This window comes from Polaromonas sp., assembly GCF_013817205.1.
GTDB lineage: Bacteria > Pseudomonadota > Gammaproteobacteria > Burkholderiales > Burkholderiaceae_C > Polaromonas.
This window is the reverse complement of the sequence record NZ_JACDDD010000008.1, coordinates 45,886-69,969: the sequence shown is the minus strand read 5'-3', so window position 1 is coordinate 69,969 and position 24,084 is coordinate 45,886. Positions and strand designations below refer to the sequence as shown.

At 62.3% G+C, this 24,084-nt stretch carries 22 protein-coding genes and 1 pseudogene; 9 read left to right on the top strand and 14 right to left on the bottom strand.

Features of this window, described 5'->3' with window-relative positions; all coding sequences use genetic code 11:
- Positions 1–80: 80 nt before the first annotated feature.
- From H0W47_RS03555 to H0W47_RS03510, 10 genes are all read right to left on the bottom strand, one after another.
- Positions 81–950 (bottom strand): permease, encoded by an 870-nt coding sequence (locus H0W47_RS03555; protein ID WP_296920827.1) that lies wholly within the window; start codon positions 948–950, stop codon positions 81–83.
- 107 nt (positions 951–1,057) lie between these two features.
- Entirely contained in the window at positions 1,058–1,432 is a 375-nt protein-coding gene (locus tag H0W47_RS03550; RefSeq protein WP_296920824.1) for a helix-turn-helix domain-containing protein, read from the bottom strand.
- Positions 1,433–1,608: 176 nt separating this feature from the next.
- Entirely contained in the window at positions 1,609–1,989 is a 381-nt protein-coding gene (locus tag H0W47_RS03545; protein ID WP_296920822.1) for a hypothetical protein, read from the bottom strand.
- 82 nt (positions 1,990–2,071) lie between these two features.
- Positions 2,072–3,382 (bottom strand): citrate synthase, encoded by a 1,311-nt coding sequence (gene gltA, locus H0W47_RS03540; protein WP_296920819.1) that lies wholly within the window; start codon positions 3,380–3,382, stop codon positions 2,072–2,074.
- Positions 3,383–3,403: 21 nt separating this feature from the next.
- The gene (locus H0W47_RS03535) at positions 3,404–3,727 is read right to left on the bottom strand and encodes a succinate dehydrogenase assembly factor 2 (RefSeq protein ID WP_296920816.1); all 324 of its coding nucleotides are present in this window, start codon (positions 3,725–3,727) and stop codon (positions 3,404–3,406) included.
- A 144-nt stretch (positions 3,728–3,871) separates the two neighbouring features.
- Positions 3,872–4,576 (bottom strand): succinate dehydrogenase iron-sulfur subunit, encoded by a 705-nt coding sequence (locus tag H0W47_RS03530; RefSeq protein ID WP_296920812.1) that lies wholly within the window; start codon positions 4,574–4,576, stop codon positions 3,872–3,874.
- 41 nt (positions 4,577–4,617) lie between these two features.
- Positions 4,618–6,411, bottom strand: a complete 1,794-nt coding sequence (sdhA, locus tag H0W47_RS03525) for a succinate dehydrogenase flavoprotein subunit (RefSeq protein WP_296920809.1) — start codon at positions 6,409–6,411, stop codon at positions 4,618–4,620.
- Positions 6,412–6,468: 57 nt separating this feature from the next.
- Positions 6,469–6,834: a succinate dehydrogenase, hydrophobic membrane anchor protein gene (gene sdhD, locus H0W47_RS03520; protein WP_296920807.1), complete on the bottom strand. Its 366-nt coding sequence runs from the start codon at positions 6,832–6,834 to the stop codon at positions 6,469–6,471.
- 26 nt (positions 6,835–6,860) lie between these two features.
- Positions 6,861–7,304, bottom strand: coding sequence for a succinate dehydrogenase, cytochrome b556 subunit (gene sdhC, locus H0W47_RS03515; RefSeq protein ID WP_296920804.1), 444 nt, complete (start codon positions 7,302–7,304; stop codon positions 6,861–6,863).
- A 306-nt stretch (positions 7,305–7,610) separates the two neighbouring features.
- The gene (locus tag H0W47_RS03510; protein WP_296920801.1) at positions 7,611–8,381 is read right to left on the bottom strand and encodes a GntR family transcriptional regulator; all 771 of its coding nucleotides are present in this window, start codon (positions 8,379–8,381) and stop codon (positions 7,611–7,613) included.
- A 192-nt stretch (positions 8,382–8,573) separates the two neighbouring features.
- Between H0W47_RS03510 and H0W47_RS03505 the strand changes: the two genes are divergently transcribed.
- The 4 genes from H0W47_RS03505 to H0W47_RS03490 all read left to right on the top strand — a co-directional run bounded on the left by H0W47_RS03505 (position 8,574) and on the right by H0W47_RS03490 (position 14,016).
- Entirely contained in the window at positions 8,574–9,560 is a 987-nt protein-coding gene (locus H0W47_RS03505; RefSeq protein ID WP_296920798.1) for a malate dehydrogenase, read from the top strand.
- Between the two features lie 86 nt (positions 9,561–9,646).
- A complete protein-coding gene (locus H0W47_RS03500) occupies positions 9,647–10,648 on the top strand; it encodes an aldolase/citrate lyase family protein (RefSeq protein WP_296920795.1) in 1,002 nt (333 codons plus the stop codon).
- Positions 10,649–10,701: 53 nt separating this feature from the next.
- Positions 10,702–11,370: a hypothetical protein gene (locus tag H0W47_RS03495; RefSeq protein WP_296920792.1), complete on the top strand. Its 669-nt coding sequence runs from the start codon at positions 10,702–10,704 to the stop codon at positions 11,368–11,370.
- Between the two features lie 30 nt (positions 11,371–11,400).
- A complete protein-coding gene (locus H0W47_RS03490; RefSeq protein WP_296920789.1) occupies positions 11,401–14,016 on the top strand; it encodes a bifunctional aconitate hydratase 2/2-methylisocitrate dehydratase in 2,616 nt (871 codons plus the stop codon).
- Positions 14,017–14,069: 53 nt separating this feature from the next.
- Here H0W47_RS03490 and H0W47_RS03485 read toward each other — a convergent pair whose 3' ends face one another.
- Entirely contained in the window at positions 14,070–14,954 is an 885-nt protein-coding gene (locus H0W47_RS03485) for a LysR family transcriptional regulator (protein ID WP_296920787.1), read from the bottom strand.
- Between the two features lie 121 nt (positions 14,955–15,075).
- Between H0W47_RS03485 and argC the strand changes: the two genes are divergently transcribed.
- Positions 15,076–16,056: an N-acetyl-gamma-glutamyl-phosphate reductase gene (gene argC, locus H0W47_RS03480; RefSeq protein ID WP_296920783.1), complete on the top strand. Its 981-nt coding sequence runs from the start codon at positions 15,076–15,078 to the stop codon at positions 16,054–16,056.
- Between the two features lie 162 nt (positions 16,057–16,218).
- On the opposite strand, the pseudogene H0W47_RS03475 reads toward argC, so the two are convergent.
- From H0W47_RS03475 to H0W47_RS03465, 3 genes and pseudogenes are all read right to left on the bottom strand, one after another.
- Positions 16,219–16,371, bottom strand: a pseudogene (locus H0W47_RS03475) (transcriptional regulator); the annotation flags it as partial.
- A 202-nt stretch (positions 16,372–16,573) separates the two neighbouring features.
- Positions 16,574–16,957 (bottom strand): hypothetical protein, encoded by a 384-nt coding sequence (locus H0W47_RS03470; protein ID WP_296920780.1) that lies wholly within the window; start codon positions 16,955–16,957, stop codon positions 16,574–16,576.
- A 336-nt stretch (positions 16,958–17,293) separates the two neighbouring features.
- Entirely contained in the window at positions 17,294–18,127 is an 834-nt protein-coding gene (locus H0W47_RS03465; RefSeq protein WP_296920778.1) for a helix-turn-helix transcriptional regulator, read from the bottom strand.
- A 157-nt stretch (positions 18,128–18,284) separates the two neighbouring features.
- Here H0W47_RS03465 and H0W47_RS03460 point away from each other — a divergent pair, with 157 nt between their 5' ends.
- The 4 genes from H0W47_RS03460 (at position 18,285) to H0W47_RS03445 (ending at position 24,081) form a co-directional block, all read left to right on the top strand.
- Entirely contained in the window at positions 18,285–18,701 is a 417-nt protein-coding gene (locus tag H0W47_RS03460; RefSeq protein WP_296920775.1) for a hypothetical protein, read from the top strand.
- 99 nt (positions 18,702–18,800) lie between these two features.
- Entirely contained in the window at positions 18,801–19,883 is a 1,083-nt protein-coding gene (gene serC, locus H0W47_RS03455) for a 3-phosphoserine/phosphohydroxythreonine transaminase (protein ID WP_296920772.1), read from the top strand.
- Positions 19,876–21,081: a phosphoglycerate dehydrogenase gene (locus tag H0W47_RS03450; protein WP_296920769.1), complete on the top strand. Its 1,206-nt coding sequence runs from the start codon at positions 19,876–19,878 to the stop codon at positions 21,079–21,081. Before serC ends, H0W47_RS03450 begins: the two co-directional genes overlap by 8 nt.
- Positions 21,082–21,201: 120 nt before the next feature.
- Entirely contained in the window at positions 21,202–24,081 is a 2,880-nt protein-coding gene (locus tag H0W47_RS03445) for an aconitate hydratase (RefSeq protein WP_296920767.1), read from the top strand.
- Positions 24,082–24,084: the final 3 nt, after the last annotated feature.

Genomic DNA, 24,084 nt, shown 5'->3' with positions numbered 1-24,084 from the left:
CAAAACCCATCCAGTACCCAGACAATTCGACGAACGACACGCATCGGCCGCTGCGCGCCCCAAATCATGTGCTCATCGGACTACTGGTGAAATATCCGGGATAAGCCCTGGCTCATCAAACCGCTGACCAGTGGCAGCGCGGCGTAGCCGTTCAAATAGGACGGTATGCCCACCAGGGTGGCCAGCAGTACCGGCCATGCGCCTGCGCCGCCGGCTACTTTGGCAATGAGGTCGTTGGGTAGGTAGGCCAGCATCAGGCTTTCCAGCACAAACGCCAGCAGCAGCCACTTGCCTAAAAACAGCGCATTGCTTTTAAAGCTCTTGGCGGCTGCATCAACCCGGGCGGGTTCAGTCCAGAACTTCCACACCACCGCCTTGGGGTCGCGTATGCGGCTACCCGCACAACCGCCGTTGCCAATGCCATCTTTCAGCACCGCTGTTATCAAGCCGCTTCTTGCCAGCAAATAAGCACCCAGCCCGCCTAGCAGGCCAATGCTGATCGCGACGATGGTCTTGGCTACCGCAAACTCCAGCCCGAGCACGCTAGATGTCATCACAAACATGGACGGATCCATCAACGGCGATGCCAGCCAGAACGCCATGACCGGGGCCAGCGGCACGCCCATGGCAAGCAGTGCCACGATGATCGGAATCACGCCGCACGAGCAAAACGGCGACAACGCCCCCATCAAGGCCGCCGACATTACCGCCAGCAAGGGCGGACCGCTGAAGGCGCGGGAGATCAGGTGGTCAACGCCACTGGCTTTGGCATAAGCTGTGAGGCCGACCGACAGCAGTAGAAAGCCAAAGGTCTTGACTGCTGCCGCAGCTACAAACTGCAAGGTGGCGGGCAATTGCCGTCCGTCACCAAGCGCAATGACCAACAAAATGGCAACCATAGCTAGCAGCACCTTGTCGATTTGCGTCCACAGGTTCGAAGTTCGATTCAACCATGTGCGAACGGATGCACGAAGGACGGAATAGAGAGCTAAATTTAAGGTTTTCATAAAACTGACTTTCTAAAAAAATAGAAATTAATTGTCAAAAAAATGCGGCTTTACACCCCCGCCATGTCGCGCTTCTTTGCAGCAAGGACTACAGGCACGCAAGCTTCATCTGCGCAGCACTCACTCAGTAAAAACGCACTCAGCTGCCTGATGTCAACGTATTCGGCCCGGCAAATCAGCTCACGCCCCTGGCGTACTTGCGACACCAGTCCGGTAGAAACCAGCGCTGTAACGTGGTGCCCCAGCGTCGACGGAGGAATGCCGCTGATGCGCTGCAAGCCCGTCACGCTCATTCCTTCGCTGCCAGCGCGGATCAATTGGCGGAACAGACGCAAACGCACCTCACTGCCGAGTGCAGCCAGCATCGGGGCGGCTTGGGCGTCCGACAGGTTGGAAGCGGTTTTGGGGGCTTTTTTGTCGCTCATCTTATTTACTATAAAACTAAAAATATAAAAAGTAAAGCGTCGGTCGATTTTTTTAGCAAGGGTATGCGCGAGCCATGGTTTGACTGATGGCAGTCATAAAAATGTAATTGGAGCCCATACGCACCTCTGGGTAAGCTTCGCCCGGACGCGACTTGCCAAGACAATACCCGCAAGCCCTAGTCCATGATTTTGGTGGGGTCGAGCGCCCTGACCCTCGGGTCCACGTTGTAGCCGCCGAACTCGATGTAGCGCAACAAGTGCCGGTCACAGCGGCCGCAGTGCCAGACATCGCAGCGGTTGTAGGGAAAGAAGGACACCGCCACCGGCGCCTGCGGCGAGTCATAACGGGTGCCGCCGGGGTGGAATTCCTCAAGCATTGGCTCGTCGATGTCGGTATCATGCAGGGTGGCGACGCGGGTCATCTGCGCTTCTTCCCAGCGGTACTCGGCCAGGCTTTCCCAGCCATCGCAGGCGCCCAGGGCGCAGCTGCAGGACCGCGGGGGCGCTGTGCCCGCCACGGCGGCGCGGAGTTCAGCGGCGGTTTTGAGGGGTTTCAAGGCGGGCTTTCTCAGAACTTGGGGGCGGAAAAAAGCCCGCCGGTGTTGCCACGGGCGGGCTGCGTTCAGGCATGCCGTCGGATCAACGCGACTTGATCGGCTTTACGCTGCGAGTCGGGGAACCGTCGAACAGCTGGCGTGGACGGCCGATCTTGTACTCGGGGTCGCCAATCATTTCGTTGAGCTGGGCGATCCAGCCGACGGTGCGGGCCAGCGCAAAAATTGCGGTGAACAGCGGCACCGGGATGCCGATGGCACGCTGCACGATGCCAGAGTAAAAGTCCACGTTGGGGTAGAGCTTGCGCGAGACGAAGTAGTCGTCTTCCAGCGCGATTTTTTCCAGCGCCATGGCCAGCTTGAACAGCGGGTCGTTTTCCAGGCCCATCTCAGCCAGCACTTCCTTGCAGGTTTCCTGCATCAATTTGGCGCGCGGGTCGTAGTTCTTGTAGACGCGGTGGCCGAAACCCATGAGCTTGACGCCGGAGCTTTTGTCTTTGACCTGCTTGATGAAGTCGCCGATTTTTTCGACGCCGCCGTTCTTCTGGATGTCGCCCAGCATGTTGAGCGCCGCTTCATTGGCACCGCCGTGGGCCGGGCCCCAGAGGCAGGCCACGCCGGCGGCAATCGCCGCAAACGGGTTGGTGCCTGACGAGCCGCACAGGCGCACCGTCGAAGTCGAGGCGTTTTGCTCGTGGTCGGCGTGCAGGATGAAGATGCGGTCCAGCGCGCGTTCGAGCACCGGGTTGACCTTGTACTCCTCGCACGGCGTGGCAAACATCATGTGCAGGAAGTTACCGGCATAGCTGAGGCTGTTCTTCGGGTACATATAGGGCTGGCCCATGGTGTACTTGTAGGCCATCGCGACCAGCGTCGGCATCTTGGCGATCAGGCGGATCGCCGAGATGTCGCGGTGCTCCGGGTTGGTGATGTCGGTGCTGTCATGGTAGAAGGCCGACAGGGCGCCGACCAGGCCGGTCATGATGGCCATTGGGTGCGCGTCGCGGCGGAAACCACGCAGGAAAAACTGCATCTGCTCGTTGACCATGGTGTGGTTGGTCACGCGGCTGGTGAAATCCGTTTTCTGGCCGGCGTTCGGCAGCTCTCCGTACAGCAGCAGGTGGCAGGTCTCCATGTAGTCGCAGTTGGTGGCCAGCTGCTCGATCGGGTAACCGCGGTACAGCAGCTCGCCCTTGTCACCGTCGATGTAGGTGATGGCCGACTGGCAGGACGCGGTGGACAGGAAACCCGGGTCATAGGTGAACATGCCGGTCTGCGCATACAGCTTACGGATATCGACCACGTCGGGGCCGACCGTGCCCTGGTAAACCGGCAATTCGACGCTGGGGCTGCCGTTGCTGAAGGACAGGGTGGCTTTGTTGTCGGCGAGCTTCATATCTTCGTCTTTCTTGTCAAATCAAATAGGGGCAGTCAGGGGGACGGTGGCTGCGGCGCGGATCAAGTTTAGAACCTCCAGCGCCTCGTAAGTAGAGGCACTTACCTGCGCGGCCGCATCGGAAAGCTGGCCCGGCTGTTGACGTTGTAGCAGCAGGTCCAGCAAGTCATTGTCAGACAGGTCCATTAAATCATTCAAGCCTTTGGCCTGGCTGACGGTGAGCGTGGCTTCATGGCGTTTGAAAAACTTCTCGATCAGCAAATCGTTCTCGAGCAGTCCGCGGCGGCAGCGCCATTTGAGCTTGCTCATGGCGCGTTCGCCGAGAAGTTCGTCGGTCGTAAGCATATTCAGAGGAGTGCCCTGCCGCCCGCATGGGAGTCCCCGTCCTGGCAAGCAGGGGCCGCGGAACCGGCTTCGCCGGGCCGCAGGCGCAGCGCCCCCCCGGGGGGCAGCGACGTACACGAAGTGACAAGCGTGGGGGCCATATTTCTAGACGGTGCGCAAGACCATCATTTCCTTGATCTTGCCGATGGCCTTGCTGGGGTTCAGACCCTTGGGGCAGACATCGACGCAGTTCATGATGGTGTGGCAGCGGAACAGGCGGTAGGGATCTTCCAGGTTGTCAAGGCGTTCGGCGGTGGCTTCGTCGCGGCTGTCGGCGATAAAGCGGTAGGCCTGCAGCAGGCCGGCCGGTCCGACAAACTTGTCGGGGTTCCACCAGAAGCTGGGGCAGCTGGTCGAGCAGCTGGCGCACAGGATGCACTCGTACAGGCCGTTGAGCTCGTCGCGCTCTTCGGGGCTCTGCAGACGCTCTTTCTCAGGCGGTACGTTGTCGTTGATCAGGTAGGGCTTGATCGAGTTGTACTGCTTGAAGAAATCCGTCATGTCGACGATGAGGTCGCGCACCACTGGCAGGCCGGGCAGCGGCTTGAGTACGATGGTGCCCTTGAGCGTGTTCATGTTGGTGAGACAAGCCAGGCCGTTCTTGCCGTTGATGTTCATCGCGTCCGAACCGCACACGCCTTCACGGCAGGAGCGGCGGAAGCTGATGCTCGGGTCCTGCGCTTTCAGTTTCATCAGCGCGTCCAGCAGCATGCGCTCATGGCCGTCGAGCTCGACCTCAATGGTCTGCATGTAGGGCTTGGCGTCGGCGTCCGGGTCGTAGCGGTAGATCTGGAAAGTGCGTTTGGTCATGGGGTTCTCGCTTCGTGGGGGTCGCAGGCCGGCGTGTGTTGTTAGAACGTGCGGGTTTTCAGCGGCACGGAATCGACGGTCAGCGGTTTCATCTGCACCGGCTTGTAGGCCAGGCGGCTGCCTTCGCTGTACCACAGCGTGTGTTTGTGCCAGTCGGTGTCGTTGCGGCCGTTCGGGTGTTCGGGCGTGTCGCCGTAGTCGTCCACCGAATGCGCGCCGCGGCTTTCCTTGCGGGCCGCGGCCGACACGATGGTCGCCTGCGCGGCTTCGATCAGGTTCTCGACTTCGAGCGCCTCGATGCGCGCGGTGTTGAAGATTTTCGACTTGTCCTTCAGGCCGATGTTGGCGACACGCTCGCGCATCGCGGCGATCTTGCTCACGCCTTCATCAAGGATGGCCTGGGTGCGGAACACGCCGGCATGCTGCTGCATGGCGGCGCGCAAGTCGTTCGCCACGTCCTGCGCATATTCGCCGCCGGAGGCATTGTCCAGGCGCGCGATGCGGGCCAGGGTTTTGTCAGCAGCGTCGGCGGGCAGCGCTTTGTGACTCGTGCTCTTGGCGTATTGAACGATGTGGTTGCCGGCAGCCTTGCCGAAGACCAGCAGGTCCAGCAGCGAGTTGGTGCCCAGGCGGTTCGCGCCGTGCACGCTGACGCAGGAACATTCGCCGACGGCGTACAGACCATTGACGACCTGGCTCTTGTTGTCCGCATCCTGCGTGACGACCTGGCCGTGGATGTTGGTAGGGATGCCGCCCATCTGGTAGTGGATGGTCGGCACCACCGGGATCGGTTCCCGGGTGATGTCCACGTTGGCGAAGTTGTGGCCGATCTCGAACACCGAGGGCAAGCGCTTCATGATGGCGTCCACACCCAGGTGCGTCATGTCCAGCAGGATGTAGTCCTTGTTCGGCCCGCAGCCGCGGCCTTCCTTGATTTCCTGATCCATGCAGCGCGAGACGAAATCGCGCGGCGCCAGGTCTTTCAGGGTCGGCGCATAACGCTCCATGAAACGTTCGCCATCGCTGTTGCGCAAAATCGCGCCTTCACCGCGGCAGCCTTCGGTCAGCAGCACACCGGCGCCGGCCACGCCGGTCGGGTGGAACTGCCAGAACTCCATGTCTTCCAGCGGGATGCCGGCGCGCGCCGCCATGCCCAGGCCGTCGCCGGTGTTGATAAAGGCGTTGGTCGATGCGGCAAAAATACGGCCGGCGCCGCCGGTGGCCAGCATGGTGGTCTTGGCTTCGAAAATGTGGACGTCGCCAGTTTCCATTTCAATCGCGGAAACACCGACGACATCGCCATCGGCGTCGCGGATCAGGTCCAGTGCCATCCATTCGACGAAAAAGCTGGTTTTTTCCTTGACGTTCTGCTGGTACAGCGTGTGCAGCATTGCGTGGCCGGTGCGGTCGGCGGCGGCGCAGGCGCGCTGCACCGGTTTTTCACCGTAGTTGGCGGTGTGGCCGCCGAAAGGGCGCTGGTAAATTGTGCCGTCGGGGTTGCGGTCGAAAGGCATACCCATGTGCTCGAGGTCGTACACGACCTTGGGCGCTTCGCGGCACATGAATTCGATGGCGTCCTGATCGCCGAGCCAGTCGGAGCCCTTGACGGTGTCATAGAAGTGGTAGTGCCAGTTGTCTTCGCTCATGTTGCCGAGCGAGGCGCCGATGCCGCCCTGGGCCGCGACGGTGTGGGAACGCGTCGGGAACACCTTGGAGAGCACGGCGACGTTGAGGCCGGCTCGCGCCAGCTGCAGCGAGGCGCGCATGCCGGAGCCGCCGGCCCCGACGATCACCACGTCAAATTTTCGTTTCGGAAGCTGGGAGGTAGCAGTCATGATGGTTTGAGGTCTCGTGGTCGGGTGCAGCCGGGATGGGCCTGGATGACTGGCGGGTTACAGGCGCCACAGCACCTGGATACCCCAGCCGGCGCAGGCCAGCAGCCAGACGATGGTCGCCACTTCCAGTGACAGGCGCAGCCAGACCGGTTTGACGTAGTCCATCCAGATGTCGCGCATGCCGACCCAGACGTGGTAGAGCAGGGCCAGGATCACGGTGAAGGTCAACACCTTCATCCACTGCGCCGAGAAAATGCCGGCCCACTTGTCGTAGCCGATGGGGCCTTTGCTGAAGATGACCTGGGCCAGCAGCAGCAATGTAAACAGCGCCATCAGGGCGGCGGTAATGCGCTGGCTGAGCCAGTCGCGCAGGCCGTAGTGGGCGCCGACCACCAGGCGTTTGGAGCCGTAATTCACGGACATGGGGTGCTCCTTGTTGGAAGTCGTTATCAATAGAAGCCGAACAGCTTGAGGCCCAGCACCAGCGTCAGCAGAATGCTCAGACCCAGCGTGATCAGTGCGGTGCTTTTGCCGAACTCATTGCTCAGGGTATGGGTGACATCCATATAGAGATGGCGCAGACCGGCGATGAAATGGTGCAGGTAAGCCCAGATCAGCGCCAGCGCGACCAGTTTCCAGACAAAACCCGGCAGGCCCAGCATGCCGATGCTGAAGGCCGCTTTGAATCGCTCGAAGGACAACTCCGAGGAAATCGAGGTGTCGAACATCCAGATGATGAAAGGCATCAGCACAAACATGATGGCGCCGCTGGCACGATGCAGGATGGAGACCCAGGCCGCTGGCGTCATGCGGTAGGTGGTCAGGTCCTTGAAGGCATTGATGTTGCGGAACTCAGGCCGCTTGGGACGCTGTTTGGATGCCAGCTCTGTCATTGTTTGCTTTCGTGGGGAAGTCTGGTAACTGCTTGGTAACTACCCCGACAAAAGTCAGGGTAAATAACAATTTAAAACATCCGGATTCTATTGCAATGCAGCAACGATTTGACTGGCCGGGGTGATGGTCCCGATTTTTGTCGGACAAAACGGGGATTAAATGCCTGCAAGTCGCACGGTTCGGTCTGCATCGGCTGCAAGCTGACGCGAAAGTTACAGTGCATCTATTTTGGGGAACTGGCGTCGTTGTCCATCGCATCGCCGGCCAGTGTCTGGTCGCCGGCAGTCAGGGGCTTGCAGGCTCCCTCAGTTCAAGGTGTTGTGATAGTGGTGCGTGTCGGTGCGGTAGTAGCCGCGGCGCAGCTCCATGGGCACGTCGTTGTAGGTGTAGGCAATCCGCTCTACACTCAGCAGGGGCGTGTCATGCTCTACTTTCAGGAGCAGCTCACGACCATCCGACGCGGGCTCGGCGCGTATTTTCTCTTCAGCGCGAACCATGCGCACATTGAACTCGGTTTCAAACAGTGCATACATCGGCCCGTGGTAATCGGCCAGCCGCTCGGCGGTCAGGCCCTTGAAGGGAGCGGCCGGCAGCCAGATGTCTTCAAGAATCGTCGGCACGCCCGCAAAGCTCAAGACGCGGCGGGCGTGCAGCACGGCATCACCGGTGCGCAACGCCAGGGCGCGCGCAATCTCGGCACTGGCGCGCGCACGTTTGCAATCGATGATGTCGCGCTGGGCCGGGCCTTCGCTGCCTGGCGTGCCGCTGTCGGGCACCAGCTTGAGGAAGCGGAACTGCACATGCTGCTCGGCATGTGTCGCCACAAACGTGCCCTTGCCCTGACGGCGTACCACCAGGTTGTCGGCCGCCAGCTCGTCGATGGCCTTGCGCACTGTGCCCTGGCTCACGCGGTATCGCGCGGCCAGGTCCATCTCGGACGGTATGGCTTCGCCCGGCTTCCATTCGCCCGACTGCAGGCTTTGCAGAATCAGGCTCTTGATCTGCTGGTACAGCGGGCTGAACGCCGGCGTGGCACCTGCAAAATCATCAGTGGGCAGAGTGGGAAGGGCGGCCATGGGTGTGTCGGATCGTTGGGCGCATCATATCTTATATAAGACATAAGACAAATTGACGACCTAGGGTTTTCGAGCGTAAAATCCCCGGCTGAACCAACGCAAAGCCGGCCTCGCAGTGACACAGTTCACACGCTTTTTCGGGGCTCTAGCGGTGCAACCCATCGATTCACAACTTTCCTGGAGTTTCCCATCATGAGCAAAACCCCCGTCCGTGTCGCCGTTACAGGGGCCGCCGGCCAGATCGGCTACGCGCTGCTGTTTCGTATTGCCTCCGGCGAAATGCTGGGCAAAGACCAGCCGGTGATCCTGCAGCTGCTGGAAGTTCCGGTCGAGGGCCCGCAAAAGGCGCTCAAGGGCGTGATGATGGAGCTCGACGACTGTGCTTTCCCGCTGCTGGTGGGCATGGAAGCCTACGACGACCCGATGAAGGCCTTCAAGGACGCCGACTACGCGCTGCTGGTCGGCTCGCGCCCCCGCGGTCCCGGCATGGAGCGTGCCGAGCTGCTCGCCGTCAACGGCGCCATCTTTACTGCGCAGGGCAAGGCGCTCAACGCGGTGGCCAGCCGCAACGTCAAGGTGCTGGTGGTCGGCAACCCGGCCAACACCAATGCCTATATCGCCATGAAAAGCGCGCCCGACCTGCCACGCAAAAACTTCACCGCCATGCTGCGCCTGGACCACAACCGCGCTGCCAGCCAGCTCGCTGCCAAAACCGGCAAGGCCGTGGCTGACATCGAAAAACTCACGGTGTGGGGCAACCACTCGCCCACCATGTACGCCGACTACCGGTTTGCCACCATCAAGGGCGAAAGTGTTGCCAAGATGATCAACGACCAGGAGTGGAACGCCAACACTTTCCTGCCAACAGTCGGTAAACGCGGCGCCGCCATTATTGAGGCGCGCGGTTCTTCCTCCGCTGCTTCGGCTGCCAATGCCGCGATTGACCACATGCGCGACTGGGCGCTGGGCACCAACGGCAAGTGGGTCACCATGGGTATCCCATCGGACGGCCAGTACGGCATTCCCAAGGACGTGATGTTCGGCTTCCCCGTGACCTGCGAAGGTGGCGAATACAAACTGGTTGAAGGCCTGGAAATCGACGCCTTCAGCCAGGAACGTATCAACAAGACCCTGGACGAGCTCAAGGGCGAGCAGGACGGCGTCAAGCACCTGCTCTGATTTCAATGAGCGATGTGCGCCGCGCAGGGCCGCCCCAAGCAAGCACGGCTCCCTCGGGGGGCAGCGAAGTACACGCAGTGACAAGCGTGGGGGCTCACAGCATTCATCCCCGCGACATTCTCCTTGGCGCCCAGGCGGCAGCAGGTTTTTTGCCTGTTTGTGACCATTACAGCGGCGTCGAGGCCAGAATGCGCAAAAGCCTGCAACTGCAGGCGGAGATGATCGAAGAGTTCGGCACTTGCGTTTTTGACGTCACCCTTGATTGCGAAGACGGTGCACCCGTGGGGGGAGAGGCAGACCATGCCGCCTTGGTGGTAGCGCTGGTTGCGCTGGCGGGTGACAAGGCACGGGTCGCCGTCAGAGTCCATGCGGTGGATCACCCGGCGTTCGACATGGATATCGCTTCCGTCGCAGGCAAAGTCGGCCACCGGCTGAGCCACCTCATGGTGCCAAAGGTCGAATCTGTGGATGACGTCGAGCGCGCAGTTGCCGCATTGGCTGCCGTGGTGCAAACCAGTGTTCCCCTGCATGTGTTGCTGGAGTCCCCCGCTGCGGTGCATCGAGCCTTTGACATTGCCGCGCATCCGCGCGTTCAGTCGATCAGCTTCGGTCTGATGGACTTTGTCTCCAGCCACGGTGGCGCGATTCCGGGTGACGCCATGGGCAGCCAGGGCCAGTTTGCGCACCCGCTGGTGGTGCGCGCCAAGCTGGAAATTGCCTCAGCCTGCCATGCCCACGGCAAAGTCCCTTCCCACTGCGTTGTCACGGAATTCAGTGACACTGCGGCCGTGAGGGCGGCAGCGCAGATGGCCGCTCGCGAATTTGGCTACACCCGCATGTGGAGCATTCATCCGGCCCAGATCCGCCCCATCCTGGAGGCATTTGCACCCAGTGAGGGTGAAATTGAGGTTGCTACAAAAATAATAGCTGCTGGCGCCCGTTCTGATTGGGCGCCCATCAGTTTTGAGGGTCAACTGCATGACCGAGCCAGTTACCGATTTTTCTGGCAGGTGCTGGAGCGGGCGCACCGGACCGGCCGTGTTCTACCGTCTGAAGCGCAGGCCCATTTTTCGGCCGCGCCTCACTAATTGCTTTCCATTCATTGTCCAGTGATATGCCTACCCATTCCAAAGGAGACCCCATGAAACGAATCGTTCTATCTGCACTGGCGCTAGCCGCCCCGGCCTTGTTGCTGGCGCAGACTCCCTCGCCCAAGCCCGCGCCCAAAGCCCCATCTTCTTCCACCGCGAAGACTGAACAGGCCGCCAAGCGGGCGCCCATCAAACGCTCTGCGGCCAAGGTGGTGGAAGAAATGACACCTATCGATGATGACCCGACTGTCACCCTGACGCCCGAAGACCTGGAAGTCGCCAAAAAGGTTTACGTCGGCACCATTCCCTGCGAGCTGGGAGCTTCCGTCACCATCACGCCGAGCGACAAGCGCCCGGGCTTCTTTGTGGTGCAAACCGGTAAAACACGTTTTCGCATGCACCCCGTTGGAAGCCGTACCGGCGCCGTCCGCCTGGAAGATGGACGTGCCGGCGCGATGTGGCTGCAACTGGGCAACAAATCCATGCTGATGAGCCAGAAGCAGGGCCAACGCCTGGCCGACGAGTGCATGAGCCCGGCACAGCTGACCTTTGCCGAAGAGATGAAGAAGAGCCCCCCTGTGAGCATTCTCGATCCCTTGCCCGTGGTTCCGTCGGCGGCGGTGCCGGCTGGCATGGCTCCTGCTGCACCCGCTACGCCCGCGTCCGCTGCACCACCGGCGGCAGTCGCGCCCGCGCCCGGCGCATCTGCCCCGCGTTGAACGTTTTTTTGAGTCCAGGAGAAGAAGAGCATGATGTCCGAGTTCATCACCACCTACCGCAACCATGTCGCCGAACGGGCCGCATTGGGCATTCCGCCGTTACCCCTGTCTGCCCAGCAGACCGGCGAAGTGATCGAATTGCTGAAAAACCCGCCGAAGGGCGAAGAAAACTTTCTGGTCGATCTGATCGCGCACCGCGTACCGGCTGGCGTCGACGCCGCTGCCAAAGTCAAGGCCAGTTATCTTGCCGCTGTGGCACATGGCACTGAAAAGTGCACTTTGATCTCGCGTGAGAAGGCGACGCAACTGCTGGGCACCATGCTGGGCGGCTACAACATCAGCCCGATGATCGATCTGCTGGACGACGCGGAAGACAGCGTGGCCACGCAAGCAGCCAGCGGCCTGAAAAACACCTTGCTGATGTTCGACCAGTTCCATGACGTCAAGGAAAAAGCCGACAAGGGCAACAAGTACGCCAAGGCTGTGTTGCAAAGCTGGGCCGACGCTGAGTGGTTTACCAGCCGCCCTGAAGTGCCACAGTCCATCACGCTCACCGTGTTCAAGGTGGCAGGCGAGATCAACACCGATGATCTGTCGCCAGCACCCGACGCCTGGAGCCGGCCTGACATTCCATTGCACGCGCTGGCCATGCACAAGAACGCACGTCCCGGCGTCACGCCTGAGGAAGACGGCAAACGCGGCCCGGTCAAGTTCATTGAAGAACTCAAGGCCAAGGGCAACCTGGTGGCCTACGTCGGCGACGTGGTCGGCACGGGCTCGTCCCGCAAGTCGGCCACCAACTCGGTGTTGTGGTTCACCGGCGAAGACATTCCTTATGTGCCGAACAAGCGTTTCGGTGGTGTTTGCCTGGGATCCAAAATCGCCCCGATTTTTTACAACACCATGGAAGACTCGGGCGCACTGCCCATCGAGCTGGATGTGAGCCAGATGGCCATGGGTGACGTGATCGAGTTGCGCCCCTACGACGGCAAGGCTTTGAAAGACGGCAAGGTCATTGCAGAGTTCAAACTCAAGAGCGATGTGCTGTTCGACGAAGTGCGCGCTGGCGGCCGCATTCCGCTGATTGTGGGCCGCGGCCTGACGGCCAAGGCGCGTTGGGCGCTGGGCCTGCCGGTCTCCACGCTGTTCCGTTTGCCGCAAGCCCCTGTGGCCAGCGAGCGCGGCTTCACGCTCGCGCAAAAAATGGTGGGCCGCGCTGTTGGTCTGCCAGAAGGCCAGGGCGTTCGCCCCGGTACCTATTGCGAGCCAAAAATGACCTCGGTCGGCTCACAAGACACCACCGGCCCGATGACGCGCGACGAACTGAAAGACCTGGCCTGCCTGGGCTTCAGTGCGGACCTCGTCATGCAGTCTTTTTGCCACACCGCCGCTTATCCCAAGCCGGTCGACGTGAAGATGCACCACGAGTTGCCCGAGTTCATGAGCGACCGCGGCGGCATTCCGCTGCGTCCGGGGGACGGCATTATCCACAGCTGGTTGAACCGCATGTTGTTGCCTGATACCGTGGGCACCGGTGGTGACAGCCACACGCGTTTCCCCATCGGTATCAGCTTTCCTGCGGGTTCCGGCCTGGTGGCATTTGGCGCGGCCACCGGCGTGATGCCGCTGGACATGCCTGAGTCCGTGCTGGTACGTTTCAAGGGCGAGATGCAGCCCGGCGTTACGCTGCGTGATCTTGTCAACGCGATTCCCCTGTACGCCATCAAGGCGGGCCTGCTGACGGTTGCCAAGCAGGGCAAGAAAAACATTTTCTCGGGGCGCATCCTTGAAATTGAAGGCTTGCCTGATTTGAAGGTCGAGCAGGCATTTGAGCTCAGCGACGCTTCGGCCGAGCGTTCAGCCGGCGGCTGCACGGTGCACCTGAACAAGGAACCCATCATCGAGTACATCACCAGCAACATCACCATGCTTAAGTGGATGATTGCATCTGGCTACTCGGACGTGCGCACCATCAAGCGCCGCATTGCCGCCATGGAAGCGTGGCTGGCCGATCCGCAATTGCTCAAGGGCGATGCCGATGCCGAATACGCCGCCGTCATCGAAATCGACCTGGCAGACATTCACGAACCCATCGTGGCTTGCCCGAACGATCCGGATGACGTGAAGACCCTGAGCGACGTGGCAGGAGCCGCCATCGATGAAGTGTTCATCGGTAGCTGCATGACCAACATTGGCCACTTTCGAGCGGCCTCCAAGCTGCTCGAAGGCAAGCGCGACATCCCGGTCAAGCTCTGGATGGCGCCGCCCACCAAGATGGATGCCAAGCAATTGACCGAAGAAGGCCACTACGGGGTGCTGGGTTCAGCTGGTGCCCGTATGGAAATGCCGGGTTGCAGCTTGTGCATGGGCAACCAGGCGCAGGTGAAAGAGGGCGCAACCGTGTTCTCGACATCGACCCGCAACTTCCCCAACCGCCTGGGCAAAAACTCCAACGTGTACCTGGGTTCCGCAGAACTCGCCGCCATCTGCTCCAAGCTGGGCCGCATTCCCACCAAGGCCGAATACATGGCCGACATGGGCGTGCTCACGGCTGCCAGCAGCACGGTGTACCAGTACCTGAACTTTGACCAGGTCAAGGATTACACCGACATGGCGGACACGGTGAAAGACAGCGTACCTGCCTGAGGCGGGACCGGATACGTCCAATAAAAAGGCGGCCTGCAGGCCGCTTTTTTGTTTTAACGCTCCTTCATTCCCAACAAGGCCTGGAGCGTCACTTCCGTCGCATCGTCGTGCGGCCTGGTTCGGTGCGCGATGCCCAGCGCCCTCGACATCGCTGGCCGCAGCGGCCGCGTGCTGATGCGGCGATCAGGCGGCGGCGCGCCCGCTTCGTGCGGCAGCAGCGCGGCACCGTAGCCTGCCGCCACGAGGCTCTTCATCGCGTCGTTGTAGTTCAACTCGATGCGCGCCTGCGGCCGCTCGCCGGCCTCAGCAAACCATTCGGCGGTCTGGCGGGAGAGCCGTGTGCCGCGGTCATTGGCGATCAGCGGCCGGGCGGCTAGCCAGGCGGGCGGTACGTGCCGCGGCGGTTCCCATGCGGCCGGAATGAACGCCAGCACCGGGTCCTGCCGCCAGGCCTGCACGCGCAGGCCACGGCGAGCCGGCTGCGGCAGCGCGACGATGCCGATGTCCAGGCTGCCGGCGGCCAGCCGCGCCAGGGCTTCCTCGCTGGTCATCACCGCCACCTGCACGTCGATCTCCGGATGCTGGGCAGCCAGGGCCTCCAGCGCCTGCGGGAGCAGGTGCGCGAGCGCGCCGGTGGAGGCGCCCAGTCGCACGCGCCCGCCGCGCGCGGCGATCTGGCTCTGCGCGGCCTGCAACAGGTCGTCGGCTTCGGCCAGCAGCCGCCTTGCTTTGTCCATCAGCAAGCCGCCCGCAGACGTTGCGGTGACGCCGGCCGGCGCGCGGTGCAGCAGGCGTGTCCCGAGGCGGGCTTCGAGCTGCGCCACGCGCAGCGTCACCGTGGGCGGCGCCAGGTGAAGCGCCTTCGCCGCCGCTGCGAACGAGCCGAGGTCGGCTACCGCCAGCAGCGTGCGCAGGCGATCGAGGTTGATTTCGCGCATCGTTTACCTTTCGCCGCTTGGGAGCGATTCACAATTTCTGAATTAATAGTTTGCCACATTCAACTTGCCTGCATCCGATCGGCGATGCACCATGCGTTTCGAACCTAAATCGGAGCAACTCATGACCCCTCTCGTTTTCATCGATGGCGACCAAGGCACCACCGGCCTGCAAGTGCGGCAATGGCTGGCGGCTCGGACCGACCTGCGTCTGCTGCAATTGACGCCCGAGCATCGAAAGAGTGCTGCCCATCGCGCCGAGGCGCTCAATGACTGCGACGTCGCGTTGCTGTGCCTGCCGGACGACGCCGCGCGCGAGGCCGTGGCACTGGTGCGCCGTCCCGGCGTGCGGGTGATCGACGCGAGTTCGGCCCACCGCACTGCGCCAGGCTGGGTCTACGGGCTGCCGGAGCTGGAGGCCGCGCAGGCCGGGCGCATCGCCAGCGCCCGGCGTGTTAGCAATCCCGGCTGCTACCCGACGGGGGCGCTGGCCTTGCTCAAGCCCCTGGTCGACGGCGGCCTGTTGCCGGTCGGCTACCCGCTGGTCATCCACGCAGTGTCGGGCTATTCAGGACGGGGCCGGGCCGGGCTCGAGGATCATGAAGGCGCCGGCGCTGCCACAGCGATGCCTTTCCAGGTGTACGGCCTGGGGCTGAACCACAAGCACGTGCCCGAGATCCAGCAGCATGCCGGGCTCGCGCATGCGCCGGTATTCGTGCCGGCGTATGGCCACTACAGGCAAGGCATCGTGTTGACGATCGCGCTGCATTTGCGTCTGCTGCCCACCGGCGTGACCGCCGCACGCTTGCACGCCGCACTTCTGGCGCGCTATGCAGGACAAGCTCTCATTGAAGTGCAACCGCTTGCCCAGGACGTCGATGCGCGGCGGCTAGACCCCCGGGCGCTCAACGGCAGTAACCGGTTGCGGCTCGCGGTGTTTGGGCAGGAGAGAACGGGCCAGGTGCTGTTGGCCGCGGTGTTCGACAACCTGGGCAAAGGCGCCGCGGGAGCCGCGGTGCAGAATCTCGATCTGATGCTCGGGTTATGGGCTGCACGGCCTCTTGAGGCCGGCGACCCATTTCACTGCCTGCCGGCTGCCGCCTGAGATCAATGGGAGTCCGGCCTGCCGGGGGACATGCTCAACCGGGCTGGAGCCGCCGGTGCCGATCACTCGGCGGATGGCGGGCGCCGCGCTGACTTCAGCGGCATGCGCGGACGGGCAGCGACTCGCTCGCAGCCCCATTCAAAACCTGATTGCTATTCATCATCAAGCCACCTCCCTCAACTCATACCCCCCAATCAACAAATCCGCAGGCAGCTCAAGCCCGGCAGACAGCCGGCGAATCATTTCCAGTGTCAAGGGACGTACCCGGTTAAGCACTTCGGCCACACGGGCGCGCGAGCCGATGTAGGGCTCCAATGGGGTACCAGGCGCTTAGCGGCTCCAGTGCATCGGGGTGCTTGATCCAGAAGTCGCGCAGGGCGCCCAAGGCAATGATTCGCATGACAGAACTCCACCATGTTCCCGTTTTGGGAGCAGCGACCGATGCCTTGGACGAGCACCTTGCTGAATCAGAAAAGCCCCGCAGCGAAAATTGCGGGGCCTTTTTTATGCCGGCGGTTTACAAACCCTCAGGCAGCGGATCAATGATGCGCAGTTCGGACCCGTCGACGAACTTGATGTACCAGAAGTCCTGGGACAGAGGCAGGTTGGGCCGGACATGACTCACGTTCCAGGGCGCGATATACACCGTGCTCGCGCCACCGTCCGGCGGGGGAGCCAGGTAGTGGCGTTTGGCGGCGAGCAGACCACCGATTTCGCTGACCACGGCGCCTATGGACTCGGTCACCGCATTGACCGTCGTGCCCTGGCCCAGCATGTGAATGGTGGTCTGGCCCAACAGGTCGGGCCGCGAGGCCTCGACATACAACACAGCGGTGGAATTGATGCGCAGGTCGTCGCGCGCCGTCGGGTCGGTCGCTTTGTTGAAGGAAATGAAAGGCATCAGGGTCTCCGGTGGGCCAAGGGCTCAGACATTGAGCTCTTTGTACTCGCTCATATGCCGGAGCTGATGTCCTTGATCAGGCGCCACTGCGCCGCCTGGCCGTGACTGGCGGTAGCGGGTTGGGTGCTGTCCGTGGGATGCTCCGGTGTTGGTCGGCACTCCTTAGTCTAGCGCCTGATGACCGTTCTGGTGATCGGAGTCGCCCCCCGCTGACTGTCAGCGGGACGGACAGCCCGGTTGGGGGGAGGGGCGCATGATCCCGAATATGAAGTCATATCGGGTGCTGGCCCACGGATGGTGAGCGCAGTCTGCTATTGATTTGATAGCAAACTGGATTCAACCCTGCGCCGCCAGCTCGCGCAGGGCCTGCGCCGTCAACTCGTCTGCCGGGAAGAAGGTTTCCAGCGCCAGCTCCTGCAGGGTCACGTCCACCGGCGTGCCGAAGATGGTGGTGGTGCTGATGAAACTCAGCACACCGCCGGGCGTGCTGAAACGGAAAGGCATGACCACGCCCAGGTGTTCTCCCTCCAGATGCAGCTTGTCAGGGCCGTCGTCGCCGGGATAGGCACGCAGCTCCTCCAGCAGGGTCATCAACACCGGATCAGCGGTGGCGGCGATTTGCTGGCGCAAGCGCTCGAACAAGTGGTTGCGCCACTGCCCGAGGTTGGCGATGCGCGGCGCCAGACCTTGCGGATGCAGGCTCAGGCGCAGCACATTGACCGGCGCCTGCAGCAACGCCGGATCGGCGCCCGCCAGCAGGTGCGGCACCATGCGGTTCATCGCAACCAGGTTCCAGTGCCGGTCCAGCGCCAGCGCCGGCCAGGGTTCATGGCTTTTGAGAATCAGCTCCACCGCCTGGCGGGCAGAGGCCAGCGCCGGGTGGTCCAGCGGCCGTTCGCGGTACATGGGCGCGTAGCCGGCGGCGACCAGCAGCGTGTTGCGCTCGCGCAGGGGAATGTCCAGGCGGTCGGACAGGCGAAGCACCATCTCGCGGCTGGGCACCGAACGACCAGTTTCCACAAAGCTCAGGTGGCGCGTCGAGATATCCGCCTCGCCGGCCAGATCGAGTTGGCTCAGGCGCCGATGCTGGCGCCAGTGGCGCAGGTGGTCGCCAAAGGCTTGCGGCGCAGGGTGGGGCTGGCGTGTTGGGGGGTGAAGGCTTGCATTCATGGCGCCATCCTAAGCCTAGACGGGCGCGGCGCCATTACCTGCGGGGTTATCGCCTTGCTGCCGCCGCACGGGAATCATTGCTCCACGGGCTGCGGCGATGGATAGCTGCCGCGGTTTACCCGCATCACTTGCTGTCCCATTTTTCCAGGAGTCTGTTATGAGTTCACTGTCTTCCCTCGCCGCTTCCCCCCTGTTTTTGCGCCGTGTGTTGTGGCTGGACGCCGCCACCGGCGTGGCCACCGGCCTGCTGCAGGTCGTTCTGGCGGCTTACCTGGCTCCCCTGCTGGGTCTGCCCGAACAGCTGCTGCTGCTGTCCGGCTGGGCACTGTTCGGCTACGTGGCATTGATCGCCTTTATCGCGACCCGGCCCTTTATTGCGCCGGGTGTGGTCTGGCTGCTGATCGTGGCCAACGGCGTCTGGGTGCTGGGCTGCCTGGCGCTGCTGTTCGGCGGGCTGGTCACACCGACCCTGCTGGGCCAGGGTTTTATTGCGATCCAGGCCGTGGCTGTGGGCCTGCTGATGGAGCTGCAGTGGTTCGGCGTGCGCAGGGCGCCGGCGCAGCCTGCCTGGTGAGCGGCCGCCCGGGCTGGGCGGGGGGACTTCTTGTATGCTGTGCGTTTGACGGTCCGCCCCCGGTGTGCCGCACGGTTTTCCCCTCAAGAAGGTTTCCCCATGACACGTGTTTTCAATTTCAGCGCCGGTCCGGCGACCCTTCCCGAACCGGTGCTGCGCCAAGCTGCGGCCGAGATGCTCGACTGGAAAGGCTCCGGCATGTCAGTGATGGAAATGAGCCACCGTGGCAAGGAGTTCATTGCCATCCACGCCGAGGCCGAGGCCGACCTGCGTGAACTGCTGACGATTCCGGCCAACTACAAGGTGCTGTTTTTGCAGGGCGGCGGACTCGGGCAGAACGCCTTTATTCCCATGAACCTGCTGCGAGGCCATGCCGGCGCCGACTTCGTCAACACCGGCGAGTGGATGAAAAAAACCATCAAGGAAGCGAAGAACTACTGCAAGGTCAATGTCGCTGCCAGCTCCGAAGCCGACGGTTTCACCAGCGTGCCGAAGTTCGAGACCTGGAAGCTGGACCCCAACGCCGCCTATGTGCACATCTGCTCGAACGAAACCATTGGTGGTGTCGAATACCACTGGACGCCCGACACCGGTGCGGTGCCGCTGGTGGCCGACATGTCGTCGAACATCCTGTCGCGCCCCATCGACGTCAGCCGCTACGGCCTGATTTATGCCGGTGCCCAGAAAAACATCGGCCCCTCGGGCCTGACCCTGGTGATCGTGCGCGAAGACCTGATTGGCCAGCCCATCCTGCACACGCCTTTTGTCTTCGACTACAAGCAGCAGGCCGACAACGACTCGATGTACAACACGCCGCCGACGTATGCGATCTACATCGCCGGTTTGGTGTTCAAGCACATCAAGGCGCTGGGTGGGCTCAAGGCCATGGAGGCACACAACCGCGCCAAGGCGGCGCTGCTGTACGACTACCTCGACGCCACCTCGTTCTACAGCAACCCGATTGCGCGCGAAGACCGTTCGCTGATGAACGTGCCTTTCAAGCTGAAAGACGAGTCGCTTGACGAGGCGTTTTTGAAGGGAGCGCAGGCGCGCGGCATGTTGCAGCTCAAGGGTCATCGTTCCGTGGGCGGCATGCGCGCCTCCATCTACAACGCCATGCCGGTCGAAGGTGTGCAGGCCCTGGTGGCCTACATGAAGGAGTTCGAGGCCAGCCATGGCTGAGCCGGGCCAGCCGGTGCGGCGCTACGAGATTCTGGTGCTCAACCAGATATCGGCCAACGGCCTGAATCGCCTGCCTGCAGAGCGCTACAGCACCGGCAAGGACATCGCCGCGCCCGACGCCGTGCTGGTGCGCTCGGCGGACATGCGTGCGCTGACCCTCCCGGACAGTGTCCAGGCAATTGCCCGCGCCGGCGCCGGCACCAACAACATACCGGTGGCGGCCATGAGCGCGCGGGGTGTGCCGGTGTTCAACGCGCCGGGCGCCAATGCCAATGCGGTCAAGGAACTGGTGCTCACCGGCATGCTGCTGGCCGCGCGCAACATCGCACCGGCGCTGCGTTTTGTTGGCGGCCTGGATCCCGCCATGGCCGACATGGACAAGGCGGTCGAAGACGGCAAGAAAAATTTTGCCGGTTTCGAGCTGGCCGGCCATACGCTGGGCATTGTGGGTCTGGGCAAGGTCGGCTGCCTGGTGGCTGATGCCGCCATCAAGCTGGGCATGCAGGTGCTGGGCTACGATCCGGACATCACGGTAGATGCCGCCTGGAGCCTGCCTGCACAGGTGAAGAAGGCCGCCAGCGTCGCGGACGTGCTAAAAAACGCCGACTTTGTGACCTTGCACGTCCCCTTGGTGGCAGCCACGCGCGACTTGGTGAATGCCGACAACCTCAAGCTGATGCGCCCGGGCGCGGTGCTGCTTAATTTTTCACGCGAGGGTGTGGTCAACGAGGCCGCTGTGCTGGCCGCGCTCGACGCCAAAAAACTCGCCTTTTATATCTGCGACTTTCCGTCTGCAGCGATCAACTGCCACTCCGGCGTGGTGGCACTGCCGCATCTGGGTGCTTCTACCCGCGAAGCCGAGGAAAACTGCGCCATCATGGTGGCAGATCAACTGCGCGACTACCTGGAACACGGGAACGTGGTTAACGCGGTCAACTTCCCGGCGGTCAGCATGGCACGCGAATCAGCCTACCGGGTGGCGATTGCCAATGCCAATGTGCCCAACATGCTGGGGCAGATTTCCACCGCCATGGCGCAGGCCGGGCTGAATATCCACAACATGGTCAACAAATCGCGCGGCGACATGGCCTACACGCTGGTGGATGTGGAAAGCCCGGTTGGCGACGCGGTGCTGGATCACTTGCGGGCGATTGAGGGCGTGCTGGCGGTGCGTTACCTGCCGGACGCTGCGCCGTAAGCGAGCTTGCGCTGCGAAGTCCCTGAGGCGCACACAGGGAGTTTGGCGCCCGCAGCGGGGGCCGTCATGGTACGGCAGTACGATGGAGCCAGTGTCAAAAACCAAGAAATGGAGTTCACCATGGCCCACGCATTCGCCAGCACCCTGAAAACCTTCAAGACCGCCTCCGGCAAGACCGGCAAGTTCCACTCGCTGCCAGCCTTGGCGAAACAGTTTCCCAAGGTCTCACGCCTGCCTGTGTCCATGCGTATCGTGCTGGAGTCTGTGCTTCGCAACTGCGACGGCAAGAAGGTCAGCGCCGAACATGTGCGCCAACTCGCCAACTGGTTCCCCAACGCCGACCGCACGGAGGAAATCCCATTTGTGGTCTCACGCGTGGTGCTTCAGGATTTCACCGGCGTGCCGCTGCTGGCCGACTTGGCGGCCATGCGCTCGGTGGCCATCAAGCTGGGCAAGAACCCGAAACGCATCGAGCCGCTGGTACCGGTGGACCTGGTGGTGGATCACTCCATCATGGTCGACTATTACGGCAAGAAGAATTCGCTGGACCTGAACATGAAGTTGGAGTTCCAGCGCAACCGCGAACGCTACGAGTTCATGAAGTGGGGCATGCAGGCGTTCGACACCTTCGGCGTGGTGCCACCGGGCTTCGGCATCGTGCACCAGGTCAACCTGGAGTATCTGGCCCGCGGCGTGCACAAGCGCAGTGACGGCGTGTATTACCCCGACACCCTGGTCGGCACCGACAGCCACACCACCATGATCAATGGCATCGGCGTGGTCGGCTGGGGCGTGGGCGGCATCGAGGCCGAGGCCGCGATGCTGGGTCAGCCGGTTTACATGTTGACACCCGATGTGGTCGGCTTCGAGCTGACCGGGCGGCTGCGCGAGGGCGTGACCGCCACCGATCTCGTGCTGCGCGTGACCGAGCAGTTGCGCAAGGAAAAAGTCGTCGGCAAGTTTGTCGAGTTTTTCGGCGAAGGCACACGTACGCTCGCTTTGCCGGACCGCGCGACCATCGCCAACATGGCACCCGAATATGGCGCGACCATGGGATTCTTCCCGGTCGATGAAAAAACCATTGACTACTTCACCGGCACCGGCCGCACCAAAGCAGAAATAGAAGCGTTCGAAGCTTACTTCCGCGCCCAGGGCTTGTTCGGTGTGCCGCTGCCCGGCGAGATCGACTTTTCGCAGGTGGTGAAGTTGGACCTCGGCGATGTAACCCCCAGCCTGGCCGGCCCCAAGCGGCCGCAGGACCGCATTGAACTGGGGAATGTCGCCAGCCAGTTTGCCTCACTGTTCAGCAAGCCCAATTCCGAGAACGGCTTCAACCAGCCCGCCGCCATGCTGGCCACGCGTCACCTGCTGCACCAGACATCACAGGAAGACAATCCCGCCGAGCCGGACACCGCGCCCGGCGCGCCGCCGACACCGGCTGGTGCCCCTCGCATGGTGGTCGAGATGGAAGGCAACCGCCCCACCTTGGCCGCAGCCAAGTCCGAAGGCGGCGCCAAGGCGGCCCAGGCGGTCAATACGGGCGGTGTCAGTATCGGCAACGGCGACGTGTTGATTGCCGCCATTACCAGCTGCACCAACACATCCAACCCCAGCGTTTTGCTGGCGGCCGGACTGCTGGCCAAAAAGGCAGTGGAAGCCGGCCTCAAGGTCCAGCCGCACATCAAGACCTCGCTGGCGCCGGGATCGCGCATCGTCACCGAATACCTGACCACCACGGGCCTGCTGCCCTACCTGGAAAAACTCGGCTTTGCGCTGGCCGGTTACGGCTGCACCACTTGCATCGGCAATGCCGGCGACCTGACGCCCGAAATCAACGAGGCCATCAACAAGAGCGACCTGGTGTGTGCGGCCGTGTTGTCGGGCAACCGCAACTTCGAGGCACGCATCCACCCCAACCTGAAAGCCAACTTTCTGGCCAGCCCGCCGCTGGTGGTGGCCTACGCGATTGCCGGCACCGTGATGCGCGACCTGATGACCGAGCCGGTCGGCAAGGGCAAGGGCGGCAAGGACGTTTACCTTGGCGATATCTGGCCGACCAGCGACGAGATCTACCAGCTCATGAAGTTTGCGATGAACGGCAAGGCCTTCCGCGCCAACTACGCCAAGGTCAAGAGCGAACCCGGCAAGCTCTGGGAAAACATCAAGGGTGTCAAGGGCAACAGCTACACCTGGCCCACCAGCACCTACATTGCCGAGCCGCCCTTCTTTGAGGGCTTTGCTATGGACCCGGCAGCGGACGGTCACAGTGATGTGGTGTCGGTCAAGGGTGCGCGCATCATGGCGCTGTTCGGCGACTCCATCACCACCGACCACATCTCGCCCGCCGGCTCCATCAAGGGCAGTTCACCGGCCGGGGAGTGGCTGCTGGCACACGGTGTGCAGAAGGCCGACTTCAACAGCTACGGCGCGCGCCGCGGCAACCACGAGGTGATGATGCGCGGCACCTTTGCCAATGTGCGGATCAAAAACCTGATGATCCCGGCCGGTCCGGACGGCTCGCGGGAAGAAGGTGGCGTTACCTTGTTCCAGCCGGGTGGGGGGAAGATGTTTATTTACGACGCGGCCATGAAATACCTGGCGCAGGGCCAACCGACAGTGATTTTTGCCGGCGAAGAGTACGGCACCGGCTCCTCCCGCGACTGGGCCGCCAAGGGCACGCAACTGCTGGGCATCAAGGCCGTGGTGGCGCGCAGCTTCGAGCGCATCCACCGCAGCAACCTGGTCGGCATGGGTGTGCTGCCGCTGCAGTTCATGCCCGGCGACTCGTGGCAAACACTGGGTTTGACAGGCAAGGAAGTGATCGACGTGTTGCCCGATCCGGACCTCAAACCGCAAAGCGAGGCCACGCTGGCGATCACCCGTGCCGATGGATCGCACCAAAAGGTGCAGGTGATTTTGCGCATCGATACACCCATCGAGGTGGACTACTACCGGCACGGCGGCATTCTGCCTTTTGTACTGCGCCAGTTGCTCGCCTGAAGC

Coding starts and splice junctions, on each gene's coding strand:
- H0W47_RS03550 (WP_296920824.1), bottom strand. CDS start 1,432: ATGAGCGACAAAAAAGCCCCCAAAACCGCTTCCAACCTGTCGGACGCC.
- gltA (WP_296920819.1), bottom strand. CDS start 3,382: ATGAAGCTCGCCGACAACAAAGCCACCCTGTCCTTCAGCAACGGCAGC.
- H0W47_RS03535 (WP_296920816.1), bottom strand. CDS start 3,727: ATGCTTACGACCGACGAACTTCTCGGCGAACGCGCCATGAGCAAGCTC.
- H0W47_RS03530 (WP_296920812.1), bottom strand. CDS start 4,576: ATGACCAAACGCACTTTCCAGATCTACCGCTACGACCCGGACGCCGAC.
- sdhA (WP_296920809.1), bottom strand. CDS start 6,411: ATGACTGCTACCTCCCAGCTTCCGAAACGAAAATTTGACGTGGTGATC.
- sdhD (WP_296920807.1), bottom strand. CDS start 6,834: ATGTCCGTGAATTACGGCTCCAAACGCCTGGTGGTCGGCGCCCACTAC.
- sdhC (WP_296920804.1), bottom strand. CDS start 7,304: ATGACAGAGCTGGCATCCAAACAGCGTCCCAAGCGGCCTGAGTTCCGC.
- H0W47_RS03510 (WP_296920801.1), bottom strand. CDS start 8,381: ATGGCCGCCCTTCCCACTCTGCCCACTGATGATTTTGCAGGTGCCACG.
- H0W47_RS03505 (WP_296920798.1), top strand. CDS start 8,574: ATGAGCAAAACCCCCGTCCGTGTCGCCGTTACAGGGGCCGCCGGCCAG.
- H0W47_RS03495 (WP_296920792.1), top strand. CDS start 10,702: ATGAAACGAATCGTTCTATCTGCACTGGCGCTAGCCGCCCCGGCCTTG.
- H0W47_RS03490 (WP_296920789.1), top strand. CDS start 11,401: ATGATGTCCGAGTTCATCACCACCTACCGCAACCATGTCGCCGAACGG.
- H0W47_RS03485 (WP_296920787.1), bottom strand. CDS start 14,954: ATGCGCGAAATCAACCTCGATCGCCTGCGCACGCTGCTGGCGGTAGCC.
- argC (WP_296920783.1), top strand. CDS start 15,076: ATGACCCCTCTCGTTTTCATCGATGGCGACCAAGGCACCACCGGCCTG.
- H0W47_RS03470 (WP_296920780.1), bottom strand. CDS start 16,957: ATGCCTTTCATTTCCTTCAACAAAGCGACCGACCCGACGGCGCGCGAC.
- H0W47_RS03465 (WP_296920778.1), bottom strand. CDS start 18,127: ATGAATGCAAGCCTTCACCCCCCAACACGCCAGCCCCACCCTGCGCCG.
- H0W47_RS03460 (WP_296920775.1), top strand. CDS start 18,285: ATGAGTTCACTGTCTTCCCTCGCCGCTTCCCCCCTGTTTTTGCGCCGT.
- serC (WP_296920772.1), top strand. CDS start 18,801: ATGACACGTGTTTTCAATTTCAGCGCCGGTCCGGCGACCCTTCCCGAA.
- H0W47_RS03450 (WP_296920769.1), top strand. CDS start 19,876: ATGGCTGAGCCGGGCCAGCCGGTGCGGCGCTACGAGATTCTGGTGCTC.
- H0W47_RS03445 (WP_296920767.1), top strand. CDS start 21,202: ATGGCCCACGCATTCGCCAGCACCCTGAAAACCTTCAAGACCGCCTCC.